This is a genomic window from Priestia sp. YIM B13491 (genome assembly GCF_042787605.1).
In the GTDB taxonomy this organism is placed as follows: Bacteria; Bacillota; Bacilli; order Bacillales; family Bacillaceae_H; genus Priestia; species Priestia megaterium_E.
Map to the genome: position 1 here is coordinate 25,750 of NZ_JBHZOR010000019.1, position 13,729 is coordinate 39,478.

The 13,729-nt window shown below is 34.9% G+C and carries 15 protein-coding genes; 4 read left to right on the forward strand and 11 right to left on the reverse strand.

The features are described from left to right. The first annotated feature begins 312 nt into the window (after nt 1-312). Nucleotides 313-1,728 (forward strand): MFS transporter, encoded by a 1,416-nt coding sequence (locus ACFX4E_RS27050; protein ID WP_197227541.1) that lies wholly within the window; start codon nt 313-315, stop codon nt 1,726-1,728. A gap of 704 nt (nt 1,729-2,432) precedes the next feature. Here the strand turns inward: ACFX4E_RS27050 and ACFX4E_RS27055 are convergent. The 4 genes from ACFX4E_RS27055 to ACFX4E_RS27070 form a co-directional block, all read right to left on the reverse strand. Continuing rightward, nucleotides 2,433-2,837: a VOC family protein gene (locus ACFX4E_RS27055; RefSeq protein ID WP_197227539.1), complete on the reverse strand. Its 405-nt coding sequence runs from the start codon at nt 2,835-2,837 to the stop codon at nt 2,433-2,435. Nucleotides 2,838-3,217: 380 nt separating this feature from the next. After that, a complete protein-coding gene (locus ACFX4E_RS27060) occupies nt 3,218-3,343 on the reverse strand; it encodes a hypothetical protein (protein ID WP_377259753.1) in 126 nt (41 codons plus the stop codon). Between the two features lie 53 nt (nt 3,344-3,396). After that, the gene (locus ACFX4E_RS27065) at nt 3,397-4,344 is read right to left on the reverse strand and encodes a helix-turn-helix transcriptional regulator (protein ID WP_377259756.1); all 948 of its coding nucleotides are present in this window, start codon (nt 4,342-4,344) and stop codon (nt 3,397-3,399) included. A gap of 711 nt (nt 4,345-5,055) precedes the next feature. Further along, nucleotides 5,056-5,277: a hypothetical protein gene (locus tag ACFX4E_RS27070; RefSeq protein ID WP_197227536.1), complete on the reverse strand. Its 222-nt coding sequence runs from the start codon at nt 5,275-5,277 to the stop codon at nt 5,056-5,058. Nucleotides 5,278-6,779: 1,502 nt separating this feature from the next. Here ACFX4E_RS27070 and ACFX4E_RS27075 point away from each other — a divergent pair. Then, the gene (locus ACFX4E_RS27075) at nt 6,780-6,911 is read left to right on the forward strand and encodes an FbpB family small basic protein (RefSeq protein ID WP_377259759.1); all 132 of its coding nucleotides are present in this window, start codon (nt 6,780-6,782) and stop codon (nt 6,909-6,911) included. A gap of 156 nt (nt 6,912-7,067) precedes the next feature. Here ACFX4E_RS27075 and ACFX4E_RS27080 read toward each other — a convergent pair whose 3' ends face one another. The 3 genes from ACFX4E_RS27080 to ACFX4E_RS27090 form a co-directional block, all read right to left on the reverse strand. Next, nucleotides 7,068-7,448 carry a hypothetical protein gene (locus tag ACFX4E_RS27080; RefSeq protein ID WP_098399769.1) on the reverse strand — a complete coding sequence of 127 codons (381 nt, stop codon included), beginning with the start codon at nt 7,446-7,448 and terminating at the stop codon, nt 7,068-7,070. A gap of 722 nt (nt 7,449-8,170) precedes the next feature. Continuing rightward, a complete protein-coding gene (locus tag ACFX4E_RS27085; protein WP_098399771.1) occupies nt 8,171-8,644 on the reverse strand; it encodes a GNAT family N-acetyltransferase in 474 nt (157 codons plus the stop codon). 34 nt (nt 8,645-8,678) lie between these two features. After that, entirely contained in the window at nt 8,679-8,999 is a 321-nt protein-coding gene (locus tag ACFX4E_RS27090) for a MazG nucleotide pyrophosphohydrolase domain-containing protein (RefSeq protein WP_098399772.1), read from the reverse strand. A gap of 100 nt (nt 9,000-9,099) precedes the next feature. Between ACFX4E_RS27090 and ACFX4E_RS27095 the strand changes: the two genes are divergently transcribed. Continuing rightward, entirely contained in the window at nt 9,100-9,681 is a 582-nt protein-coding gene (locus tag ACFX4E_RS27095) for an LOG family protein (protein WP_098399773.1), read from the forward strand. Nucleotides 9,682-9,894: 213 nt separating this feature from the next. Continuing rightward, nucleotides 9,895-10,383 (forward strand): DinB family protein, encoded by a 489-nt coding sequence (locus ACFX4E_RS27100; protein ID WP_377259763.1) that lies wholly within the window; start codon nt 9,895-9,897, stop codon nt 10,381-10,383. A 369-nt stretch (nt 10,384-10,752) separates the two neighbouring features. On the opposite strand, the gene ACFX4E_RS27105 is transcribed toward ACFX4E_RS27100, so the two are convergent. The 4 genes from ACFX4E_RS27105 to ACFX4E_RS27120 form a co-directional block, all read right to left on the reverse strand. Then, complete coding sequence (locus tag ACFX4E_RS27105) at nt 10,753-11,499, reverse strand: alpha/beta fold hydrolase (protein WP_377259766.1); 747 nt, start codon at nt 11,497-11,499, stop codon at nt 10,753-10,755. A 273-nt stretch (nt 11,500-11,772) separates the two neighbouring features. Then, nucleotides 11,773-11,949 carry a hypothetical protein gene (locus ACFX4E_RS27110; protein ID WP_377259769.1) on the reverse strand — a complete coding sequence of 59 codons (177 nt, stop codon included), beginning with the start codon at nt 11,947-11,949 and terminating at the stop codon, nt 11,773-11,775. A 65-nt stretch (nt 11,950-12,014) separates the two neighbouring features. After that, nucleotides 12,015-12,404 (reverse strand): hypothetical protein, encoded by a 390-nt coding sequence (locus ACFX4E_RS27115; RefSeq protein ID WP_377259772.1) that lies wholly within the window; start codon nt 12,402-12,404, stop codon nt 12,015-12,017. Nucleotides 12,405-12,595: 191 nt separating this feature from the next. Then, entirely contained in the window at nt 12,596-13,693 is a 1,098-nt protein-coding gene (locus ACFX4E_RS27120) for a group II intron maturase-specific domain-containing protein (protein ID WP_377259775.1), read from the reverse strand. Between the last annotated feature and the right edge of the window lie 36 nt (nt 13,694-13,729).

The following is a 13,729-nucleotide window of genomic DNA, read 5'->3' on the forward strand; positions in this document are numbered from 1 at the left end:
ATTCGTATATTGTGGGTAAACTACTTAGGATGCTGAGAGGCATCAACTTTCTTATTCTATGTGAAAAAAGCTACTGTTGGTGGAGTCAGTCAGTAGCTTTTTTCTATGTCTTTCAACTTTACCCCTATATTTGACTACTAACTAAAAGGAACAAATTGTATGTAGTATTTTTTCAGAATGAATACTTCCCACTGTTTTATTTAAAAATAATGAATGTTTAAAAGCTTTTGTATGTCTGGTTAAGTAAGCCTTGAGTTTGACTTTGCTTCTTATTCTTGTATAATCATATGCCTTGGAGGTGACATAATATAAATGAAGTTTAACAAGAAAAAAATTAACGTCGTAGATATTGACAAAGCTAAAAAAAGCGTTTTTGCTACAGGCGTAGGAAACGCAATGGAATGGTTTGACTTTGGTTTATATTCATATTTAGCTGTTATCATTAGTCAAAACTTTTTTAGTGCTGTTGGGAATGATGAGCTAAAATTGGTATTCACATTTGCCACTTTTGCGATAGCCTTCTTAATGCGCCCAGTAGGGGGTATTATATTCGGAAGAATTGGAGATAAGTTAGGAAGGAAAGTTGTTCTAACCACCACCATTATTTTAATGGCGTTTTCCACATTACTCATCGGTTTATTACCTACATACGATCAAATCGGTATATGGGCACCGATCCTCTTATTAATAGCAAGAATTATTCAAGGTTTTTCAACCGGAGGTGAATATGCTGGTGCAATGGTCTATATCGCCGAATCGTCTCCAGACAATAAGCGTAATGTACTTGGAAGTGGATTAGAAATTGGAACCCTCACGGGTTATATCCTAGCATCACTGCTGGCTAGTTTGCTTTTTCTTCTTCTAACGGATGAACAGATGGCCTCATGGGGATGGAGAATACCGTTCTTACTTGGCTTACCTTTAGGTCTAATTGGATTTTATTTACGAAGCAGTTTAGAGGAAACGCCGATTTTTGAAAATGAACTTTCCAGCTCTGATGACCAAGTCCAGGAAGAAAGCTTTCTATCCATTTTGAAAAATCACAAAAAAGATGTGTTTGTTTGTTTTGTAGCTGTGGCATTCTTTAACATTACAAACTACATGCTATTATCGTACATGCCTTCTTATTTAAATGAAATTATTGGATTGTCTAATACAGTGGGAACTGTATTAATTACTGTGACCATGATTCTGATGGTGCCACTTGCTTTCATGTTTGGAAAGCTTAGTGACAAAATTGGAAACAAGAAGGTTTTCTTAATCGGTTTAGGTGGATTAAGTCTATTGTCAGCTGTTTCGTTTTATTTAATCAATTTGAACAGCTTAGTCTTTATTTCATTAGGTATTTTAATTTTAGGTGTTCTACTTTCCACTTACGAAGGTACCATGCCTGGAACATTACCAACGATGTTCTATACCGATATTCGCTACCGAACATTAGCCGTGACGTTTAATGTTTCTGTTTCAATATTTGGTGGGACGACGCCATTAGTTGCCACATGGCTAGTTCATGAAACAGGAAATAACTTAGCCCCTGCTTTCTATCTAACCATTGTGAGCATTATCGGGTTCTTAGTGATTTTATTTTTATTCAAGAACACGGCAGGAAAATCTCTAAAAGGTTCTTATCCAACAGTTGCTTCTAAATCTGAATACAACGAAGCTGTTGAAAACCCGAAAGATGCATTATGGTGGCATACCGAACAAAAAGAAAAATCAACGGAATAAAAGAAAGTAGCTACTCAACTATTTTGCGTTTTAAGCTTACTTGTTTCCGAAAAGCATTTTCTCACAAACGTGATTTCTCGGGAGAAGAAAGACAAAAGACAACTTTTTGGGTTCAGTTCATATAGGATAGTTTTTTCATTTGCTGTTAGTATATTTTTTATGCACTTGGAACAAAATGCAAGTAGAATGCCTTCCGACTTTTGGTATTCGAAACCCATTTTTTTGATTAGAAAACACTATTGTCAAGATACAGTAGTGTTTTCTTTTTGCAATAAATGTTTAATACCTCTAATTTAAAAGTATGCATATTATACTGAAGTGGATAAGGAACGGGTTTCAAATTTGAATCTGCTCCTTTTTTATTTTTCAGACTGTATATCGTATTCACTTCTAGTTTACATAAGTCCGATTATGTAAAACATTATATGAACTAAATTACTCTTAATCCTTAAACAATAGTTAACGTATTTTAGTGAAAATAGTTTTATTTATTATACTTGTGTAGAAAAACATAGTAAATAACATCTTATCCTGTAGGATTAACAGTCTCCCATTGATTTTATTAAAGATACCACTCTCCATACCTTCATTAATTGGCCCTTTACATAAAGAAAGAGCGTAATTCTTGCTGTAGAATTGCGCCCTTTCGCTGAATAACAATTATGTTTCTTAGATTATATCTTTCCAATAGATCCAAGCGTTTATCAACCCCTACCGCGGAACCGTTTGATCGCTTCTTCGGTCACCGGCTCGAAGAGGTTAACGAGGTTGCCGTCGGGATCACGGAACAACACAGCACGGTTCCCCCACGGCATCATGGTCGGTTCCTTCACCCACTCGTTGACAAACGGTTTCAAGCGCTCGTATTCGGCATCGACATCGTGGACGCGGAACTCGATGATGACAGTGTGATTGTCGGCCGCCACTGCGGAACCGGCGCCGAACAGGGGCACCGTCTGGGAGTGGCCGATCGCCAGGGTGCACGATGGCACAACGAGTTCGGCAAAGACAGGTACGGGGCGTTCCGCCGAAACACCCATGACTTTCTCATAGAACTTGACAAGACGATCCACGTCGTCGGTAATGATGCGTACAGAAGCAAAATTCATAAGATACCATCCTTCCTATAATAAATGATACAATGTCGTATCAGATCATTTTGGGCCAGAACCAGCGAAGCTTCAGTAAGAGGCAATGTAGCTGTAAAAAATAGGTTACAAAAGTTCCAAGGACGATCATTTTCGGAACAATTCACTTAATGCTGTAAGAGAAAGAAGGACTTTTACACCACTAAAATCAATGGTGTTCCTTTTCCATTTTAATTTTCGGAACTTTTCCTTTCCTCAAGCATCAAACAGCCCATTTGAAGGCTTGTTTTTTCCATTTCTAAGTAACCTACTTTACAAGTTAACCGACGTTCGCTGGTTCTACCCCGTGTTGTATATTTTCCGTAAAGGCACGATTTAATCAGAAACTGAACCATTTGGTTCTACGACCATCCTTCCATGCCTTGCTGCTGCTCAATTGATCCATAGTGAAATGAATTAATTCCTGTGGATGTTGATTGGCGGTCTCCCCCAACCGATGCAAGACATACTTCGCATTTATCTCTCACCCCTTTATGTTTACTTACTCCAATTATAAAATAACGCTACTGACAACTGTATGTCAGTAGCGTTTTAACATTTTTTTTGTTTCCTCACGAATCCGATTTCGGAATGATTCAGGCTCCAATACAATCACACCTGCTCCCCAGCCAAGCACCCATTGCAATGATTCGTCCAGTTGATGAACGCGTAAAACCACATGCAATCCATCTTGATGCTCTTCCATATCCTCCATGTAATGATAGTTCGATTCCTTCACCATATCCGCGATGTCATGGTTAAATCGAAGGCGAACTAGCAAGTGCCGATCATCCGGAGGGGTATACTCCCTTAAGTTAAAATGCGCCGGTAGTTCGAATCGTTCTTCCAGATTGATAAGTTCCGTCATTCGGGACAAGCGAAAATGGCGAATTTCTTGGCGCAGATCACACCGAGCCACGAGCATCCACGAACCTTGAACGAGCACCAATCCATAGGGAGCAACCGTACGAACACTATGGCGATTACCTTCGGAATCTGCAAGCCTTTTTGCATAATGAAAGCTAATCTTTTGCACGTCTAATATCGATCGACGAATCTTTTCTAGATATTCCTTTTCTTTTGACTGCCTGACCTGTTTATCAGAAATGAGCAAACGCATAGCCTTGCGTACACGAGATGTTTCATTGCGAATGCTCTCCGGTAGAATGGCCTCAATTTTGCCGCGGGCAGCTTGAGCTCTGACACGATAATCGTCATCAAATCCTTGTTCGATAAAGTCTGTTCCAATCAGCAAGCTCACGGCTTCTGGTACCGTGAAACCGATCGGCGGGAGGAAATAGCCTTCCATCAGGGAATATCCTGTCCCAGGGGCTCCTATGATCGGCACGCCCACTTCACTCAGCGCCTGAATGTCGCGGTAGATGGTCCGCACGCTAGTTTCAAATAGGTTCGCCAAATCTTCGGCCCGTACAACTTCTTTACGTTGCAGCTCCAGTACGATGGCTAACAAACGGTCTGTTTTGTTCATTGGTTGCCCCCCTTGAATGTTTATTGCAAAATAAAAAGCCACCTCTTGAGTGTGCAGCACTAGAGATGGTTTTTATTTTGGTGTACATGTATAACAAAAAAATCGATTCAAATGAATATTAGCACATTTTTGCCATATAGACTACATTTTCCGTACGAGCACACGTATAAAAGGTGCACTTTTTATACATCCTCCTCCTACTTGGGTATGGGGTAAATGTAGTCATATCAAGAATCTATGAAAAGCTGCATAAAAGAGAAATAAGGACCCCATCAACTGTTTGGACTAGTTGCTTAAGACCACGAGTCACTAGAAATCCTTTGCTTTTTTATATTTTCTTCAAGTATTTGCACCAGAACCATGAATAAAGATGAGCTATTTAAGAAGGGCATAGAAGAAGCTAAAAAGGAAATAATCGATTCTTTAATTTGGTTGCTACATTTTGAATTTGGGCTACTGGTGGGAATAACTCACAAAGAATATATCCAATCAGTAGCAGAACGATACAAACATAATCATAAAGTGTTGAAGCAGCTCGAACCATATTTCGTGTTATGGAAGAACGAAATAAAATAAACTGGCTATATCTTATATAAAAGGTATGGTCAGTTTATTTTTTTACTTATTTAGAGGTGCGTTATTTTGCATCAAATGGTGATATATCTTACTAAAAAAAGTTAAGTCTCTTAAAATACTCAATAGAAGCAACGCTTATGTATATATCTTTCTTTGGTTATCTGTTCTAAAGGAATTAGTTACTGGTTCAAGAGATACGACATATTTAGGATTGATAGAGATTTCAGAGAAATGAATTAATCCATCATATAACTTTCCTTCCGAGTCCTGAATTCTTTCAAGGACCTCGTCGACATGTTTTTGAAACGTAATTTCTTTGCCGTTAGATAAAGTAATTTTACAAAGGTCTTTCTTCATCTTAATTACCTCCTTTTTATTATCAATACGACAAATAGTAATGAAATACCTCTTCATTATTAGATTTATGTAGTTCTTATAATTTATATCAATCCAAAAAATGGATTTAAATGGATAATTAGAATTATATTCATTTCACAAATAGACCAAATATGGAAGAAAAAAATATAATATAGTTATAAAAAATACATAAGAGGGAGTAAAAATGATGAATAAAAAGAGAATATTTATTGCTTTATTAGTCTTTCTTGTACTCGGGAGTACTATACAAGCTTAAGCCGATGTAAGTGTACGTGGATACTACAGAAAAGATGGTACTTATGTTAGACCTCATATGAGAAGTGATCCTGACGGTAACTTTAACAATTATTTATTTTCTAAACGGACTAATGATCATTTATTGGATAGCTTTATTTTTATTAGTACTGCTACTGATTTACAGTATGTTTCTTTTTTTAAAAAGTACACGATGAAATAAGCTTTATGTAAACCAAAACAAGCAGGTCCTCAATTATTAAGGATCTGCTTATTTTACTATGAATTTTAAATTATTACCGAAAACATCCATTACTTGAATTTACTTATAATAAATCACGATTAATAAAAAAAATCCTTTGCTGATACCTGGCAAAGGATTTTCAAATTTATCGAAATAGGGGGAATACGTTATTATTCTGGACAGATTTGTAGATTCATATACATACAAATTTAAAAACAAATTTTGTAATCGAATCTACTGAGATAAAAACCTACTTTTCTTCTACCTAGGTTTAATTATTTGTTAAGTAAACACTAAAGTAATTCGTATATTATTAAAGTTTCATTGTTTACTCTTATCGACTACAAGTTATAAGTTATTCTAATTATGTATATAATTTATATAGTTACATGGCACATGATATATTATTAAAAAATATAATGATATTTATATAAATTAAATTTAATTTCATTAATAGGAGTAACAACTAACTTAATTTATTAAAAATAGCATTAAGTATTACATATGTTGTAGAAAAAGCCCATATTTGTCGTCAACTAGAGTAAATAATAAAACTTTAATATTTATAACAGAGTTTATACGTTTACCTCTTTATATAAAATGCATTGATTTTGTATTTCTGGTTAAATATATGTTATTAAAAATATAGTAACGTTAAGTATGTGTGGATTTTCTTTAAATGAATCATTAATAAAGAAATTTCTTAAAAGGAAAGTAAAAGATAGATTGATATACCATAAGGAGTAAAATTTCCTATTTGTCTAAGTTCAAAGTAAAGGTTAAAGTTTTCACTTTGAATAAAATGCTTTAACCTTTATTTTAGCGAGTAAGTCAATAAGTTGATTTTTGATCTTCCTGATTAATAAGAAATTAATTTATAGTAACTAAAATTCACGGAATTGTCTAATTATTATAAGTTACATATAGGAAAGTTGATTTATTATTTAGATAAACCTTAAGTAAATAAATTTAATGAGAATAATATGGAGAAAGAAGGGTTATTTTGCTTAAATACAAAAAATCATTTGAAGAATTAGTAAAAGAGAATAAACAAGAATTACTAAAAGATAAAAAAGCAATCGATAAAATCGAAAGGCGCATAGAGAAACGTCATGAAATTGTAAAGCTAACTTGACACAGTTAGCTTTATTTTCTTTTTACTGAACTGATTTACATAATGTGATTTATCAGAAGTTGTTTGACGTGAGCCAAATTCATGTCTCTCCCGTCCTTAGATGAGAGAGACATGAATGTATAACCCCATCTATTTTTCACTATTTAGAATTACAGATTATTTCATATAAATTACTACAAGCATCCATAAAGCTAAAACACCAAGGATAGCAAGTACTATACGCGTAGATAGTATCCGTACTTCAAAGTCAGTTTTCTTCGATGGTTCAGGATATGCAATTACGTAAATTCCCTTTAGTAGTGCGAGCCATCCAATGAGTGTAATGAATCCCTGCCAGTTGAGTGCCCACACATTATGCAGGATAACAGTTCCTAACCCTAGGAAAATAGACAGAAAGCCATATATAATCCCAAATCCTCTGTCTTCAACCACTAATTTTTTCAGCTCACGTAGTACCGATGGACGTATGAAAAGTATGCCGGATATGATAATCGTCGTCCACCCCCAAAATAGCCCCAAAAAGGTACTTGCTTGCATTATCATCTCACTCCTTTCAATTGTATTTATATTTCAGATATTCCTCCTTTAGAATTGTTCGTACAACTTATATGATGTCTACAAGGATTCTCTAAGGAACATTTTTTGAATCGAAGCTATTATTTTTACCTAAGGAAATTTTTATAGCATAAAGAAACATTTGTTGGATAGACTGATAACAAATATGATTATAATGAGAGTGTATAAGTATGAGTTATTTTTATGGTACTACCTTTTTATTTTCTGGTTTGTTTCTAATAAACATGTTATTTTCGTATCAAAGCAAGCATATTGATCCAGCCTTTTGGGCGACTTTAAAGTATCACATTTTTGCCTTTCCATTATTTTCAATAGCCAATATACTAATCTGATACGGCATCAAATTTGGATTTAAAGCGATTCAGAATTTAATATTTGTTTTAGTTACGTCTAAAGGAATAGAGATAGTGATTTCATTATTGATGGGTTATCTATTTTTCAAAGAGGTTCCTACTTGGAAAACATTATTGGGATTTTCTATTATGATTGTAGGGATTATTGTTTCGAAAATAAAGTAGAACCTTCAAAGTTTTAGAAGGTTCTATTGTTAAATTTAAAGTAATAAACAACTTTCTGTTTGGAGAACGTTATATTAAAACTCTAGTTACCATAATGGATGTTCTAGGAAGGAAGACAATATTGTATAGAAACTAATTTTGGTTATTTTCTCCGTTACCACAACATCAGACCAAATGCTTTACAAATAGAACACGGTCTTGATTAACTCCATCATAGTTAGTATGTAAAGATACATTGTCTAAATTCTTATGGCCTTGTTCAATCTTAAATCCCATTTTTGTATGATAAGCAATTGAGATTTTATTAACAGGAGACGTTACACATCGAATAGTATTTCGTCCATTTTGTTTAATAACATCAAAAAAATGACTATACAATTGTTTTCCAATCTTCTTTCCTCTATATTTTGGATGAACTCCGACAAAATGAATATATGCTTCATTCATACGGGATTGAGATAAGAAACCAATTAGAAACCCTATAATTTCACCTTTTTCTTCAGCAATAAAACTTGTATTTTGAAAATGATCAAAGAATAGCTTTGGCAACATATCAGACATTTGTCTACCGTTCCACCACTCGTTAATTAATGGAGATATTACGTAATAATCTGTTCCCTCTACTGAACGAATTTTCATAAAACGACTTCACTTTCCCTTCTTTTATCTATATTCATTTAGTAGAATAACGCTCTGCAAGCTTCTCCTTATGTGAGCTGAATATTTCTTCTAAAGAAATATCATATTTGTTAGCAATAACAATCAAGTTACCTAACACATCTCCTAGTTCTTCCGTTAATTCTTTCTTATTTTCTTCTAAAGTTCCAGTTACTTCATCTGGTCGATCCCTTCCAATTTCTAACGCCCTAATAGCTCGTGCTACTTCACCTGTTTCTTCAGCAAGAAAACCAATTCGAATAAAGATATCTAAATCTGACCAACCTCTCATTTTGTAGTAGTCCTTTACCCATTTTTGAAATTCTGTTACGTTCATTAAATGGTTCCACCTTCCTTTTTTAACTTCAACTAAGTTTACCAAATCATCCATTATTATGTATAATCAATAACGGTGATTTACATAGGGGGGAATGTTTATGAAAAGAATAGCTGTATTTTGTGGATCAAGTAATGGAGCATCTGACCTTTATATTCAAGGTGCAAAAGCTTTGGGAAAGGAACTTGCTAAACGTAATATTACGCTTGTATATGGTGGTGCAAGTGTCGGAGTAATGGGTGCTGTGGCTGATGCCGTGTTGGAAGCTGACGGACATGTCATTGGTGTCATGCCTACTTTCCTTGAAGAAAGAGAAATTTCTCATAAAAACCTGTCAGAGCTTATCGTCGTTGAATCTATGCACGAGAGAAAAGCCAAGATGGCTGAACTTGTAGATGGATTTATTACATTACCAGGTGGTCCAGGTACATTAGAGGAATTCTTTGAGATTTTTACATGGGCTCAGTTAGGGCTACACCAGAAGCCTTGCGGATTAATGAATATTAATGATTATTACACACCACTTATTTCTTTATTTAATCACATGACAGAAGAGCAATTTCTACAGGAAAAATATCGTTCTATGGCTCTTGTAGATACAGAACCACAAGGTTTATTAGATCAATTCAATGCATATCAACCACCTTCAGTTAAAACATATATCACAAAAGCTCAGAGCTAACAAAAGAGGAGGATTAGATGGTATCTAATCCTCCTCTTTTTTATTTATTTGCAATGTAACTTACCGTAATGTTCCTTTTAGGAACAAAACAGCCTATACGACTCTATTTATTACTTTCTCTTATTCTAATGAAATAGGTTTCTAAAAATATTTGTCGAACTAATTAATACCCCCATTAAAAAAGTGAAAAATACAGTAAACGGAGGAATTAGTTTGCAAACTATGTTTCATTATAACTGGTTGGTTAGAGAAGAGTGGTATCAATGGTGTGAGAAGATTCCACTAGAGGAATTGCTTCGGAAACGAACAGGAGGAGTAGGAGGAATATTACATACGCTCTTTCACATTGTTGATGTAGAGTGGAGTTGGGTTCGCGTTCTTCAGGGAAAGGATGATTTTCAGGAGAGTTTTGAGGAATATCAAAGCTTAGAAAAAGTTCTCCAGCTAGATAAAAACTTTCAGTTTGAGGTAAGAGAGTTTGTTAGATCTTGGAATACAGAAAAAGAAAATAATATTCTTTATGACCCACAACCAGACGGAAGTATAGTAACTGATACTTGGGGAGAAGTTATGCGTCATATGATTGCTCACGAAATACACCATATTGGACAATTATCGGTATGGGCTAGGGAAATAGGAAAGAAACCAGTTTCAGCCAATCTTATTGGTAAAGAACTTAGTCATACATTGCCAAAAATTTAAGTTAATGAACTTTATTGATAGAACTCATGGCTTGTAATTAAGAGAATATGAGCTTTATAATTTGGGCATCTTCTAGTATATATAATAATTTTCACTAGTTAAGGTAGGAAGATATTCTTAAGAATACCTTCTTCCTGCCCAACTAAACTAAAAATTCGTGTAATATAACCAACTAATTTGTCTTTTTTAGTTTCCATAAAACGGCTTCTAGGAAACAAAAAAAGGTGTCCCTTGGTAAATTAGGACACCTTTTAATTATTTAGTCAATTAATTCTTCTTCATGAAACAAATTAGTTCTTTTCTGCTACGTTTATTAAAAACATCGGACTTCTCGTTTCCTGTACCATTTCAGTGATGCTTTCTAACATTTCATTTATTTATAAAATCATTAATGTGATGATACAATTTCTCAGGATGGGTGAGATTGACCATATGGTCAGCACCTGGAATTTCTATGATGCGAGCATCTGAGTGCTTTCGAAAGTAATCAGCCACACGAAGGTTATCAGGTGAATCCTCCTTACCAATTATCAACAATGTTTTAGTCGTCAATTCTCCTAATCTTTCAATTGCCAATGGTTGCTGCCAAATCAATTTAACGGCTGGCCATTCAAACATTCGATTCATATGGTGCTTGAGCATTTGAACCATTAAACTCCGGTGAGGACTCATCGTTAGAACACAATACGATGAATCGCTGAGCAAAAGCTCAACCATCTTATCTATATCTGGGGCAGCTTGATGAATCTTCTTCATGTTCTCTTCAAATTCTTTGGAATAGGTAAACCCAGATAATCCAGGCGCAAGCAAAACAAGTTTTGAAACCCTTTCAGGATAATTCAGAGCGAATTCAGTAGCAATTTGACCACCCATTGAGTGACCGATAAGCGTTGCCTGGCTGATTTCTAGATGATCAAGTAGTGACAGCAAATCTTTAACAGGGTTGACATCTTCTAAAGGGACCGGTGATTTCCCCGTCCCACGTCCATCACAAGCAACAACCTTATAGTGTTTTGCTAAAAGAGGTACCATAAATGTCCAGTTCCGTACATCAGCACCACCAGTTAGGAGAACAACAGGATGGCCATGCCCATTAACTTCGTAATACAAATCCATTGAAATTCCTCCACCCATTACAATTTAATATTATTTTATTGTCGAATGGAATTTTATTCATTGTTCAAAAGTGGTAGTAGGGTATCTTTATTTTAAAGAACCAATCACCTTGACATCGACTTATAGCCATTCAAATAATTTACTTCGTCTCATTTATAAAAAACCCTTTATGAATTCTGTCCATTTTATGTTCCTAAGTAGTATATAGTATTTATTCTTAGTTACCATAATGGCCGTTCTAGGTACTAATATAAAAATATTAACGTTTATTTTCTACATTGTTCGATAAGGCATAAACGTTCCACCAAAAAAATAACTTAATACAACGAGAAGTACAGCAAATAAAATGGATAAGAACCAACCTTTAGCATATGTGTTTGATTCTTGTTTGTTTTGTATTTTTTCTTTGTATTTTTTTTGGACAATATGATGTTTCGATATTTTTTTCATTAATATCCTCCTCTTGAATATTGAACAAACAATTGGAGCCAGTGTTAAGTAGGGATTGTTTAACTTTATTTATTTTTTAAAGTAATCTCTTCTTTTTTATCATTCCATTTCAAAATTATTATAGGCTTATCCGATTTTAACGTTTCTCTATTGACTATTGCGTTAGTTTTTTCTTCAAATTTCCCCTCTTTATCTAACTCTATAATTGAAACACCCCATTGTCCGTTTGGTGCTTCTAATTTAAAACTGAACTCTCCAACTAATTTCATATCTTTACCTGTATAATTTAGTTTAATAGTCTTTAGTTCTCCTTTATCTTTGTTAGAGCTTGGCTTTACAATCTCTTTTACTGTCCAATTATCGCTTTTTCCTGTAAAAACTAAAGGTTCTTTGTCTTTACCTTGGCACCCACACATTAGAAACAGTGTAAAAACAATAAAGAATATCCTTTTCATCTTTCTCCCCCTAAACAAAACACCTTTTTATTACATTTTATCAAGTATATAGAAGATATTCACCCTGTATATGGTATACAAAGTTAGTTACGTCGGGTAGGCAGGCACTCTCACGAGCGCCCGCCCCCCTAAGAACCGTACGTGACAGATTTCCCGTCATACGGCTCAAGCCTTCTTTTTATCCGAACAACTTATTTAATACATGGTACATGTACTAATTTAGCAAATTGACCTGTAGAAACCTCTAGGTTTCGCACTGTAACTTTTTCTCCATTTTGTAGAGTCTGCTTACACAATGCACAACGATATCCTTGTTTTCTTGCAAGTTTCATCCTATCGAATGTATTTTCATTGTTAAAGACCTTACGGTCTCGTTTTTCCCAATACTCTTTTAGACTCGGATCATCTGGGCTGTTTTTGTAGGCTACCATGACATATCGTTCTATCTTAATCCAGGACATCTTTAACAATTGAATGTTAGTAAGTGGACATGTGAGAGTCCATTTATCATTCCCTCCATGGTTGGGCTTCTTAAAATAACGTTTAATAATCCATTTCCACGCCTTCTTTGGATGTAGTCGTTTAAGGTGTTTTGTTATTTTAAGGAATAAGTAATTATCCATATATCCAAACGCCTTCTTAGAAACGACATGTTTCCAATACTGTCCGTAACCACGAATAATTGGATTTAAAACACGTATTAGTTCTTTTATTGGCCGTCCTCTCATTACTGCGAACGTATCTTTTATCTTATTTTTTGCTTTTTTAATGCTGTCTCTGCTAGGTTTGATTAGTAGCTTATTGCCTTGTTCCGTCTTGTATTGACGCAGCGAGAAACCGAGAAAATCAAACCCGTTCTCAATATGTGTAACTCTAGTTTTCTCTTTACTAAGTGTAATTCCTCGCTTTTGTAAGTAAGGAGTTAGTTTCTCATACATTCTTTCAGCCTTTTCCTTCGTTTCCGTTACGATGACAAAGTCATCGGCATAGAGAACACGTCCTATCTTACATTTTGGATCGATTGCGTATCCTCCGTTTGGTTTGTATGTCTTTTTATAAACAATACCAATTTCTTCTTCCATACCGCATAAGGCGATATTAGCTAGAAGGGGAGACACAATTCCCCCTTGAGGGGTTCCTTCTGTTGTCGTACGAAGCATATCCTGCTCTATGTAACCCATTTTAAGCCATCTTTTGATGAGAGTGTTTCCTGGAAACATAGATGTTTGTTCTACTATCCAATCATGATTAAGATGGTATGCGTGATAGGTAAGTGTTCTCGACAGCATTACCTGTGACGATACTTACTTTTCCCCCACCTCACA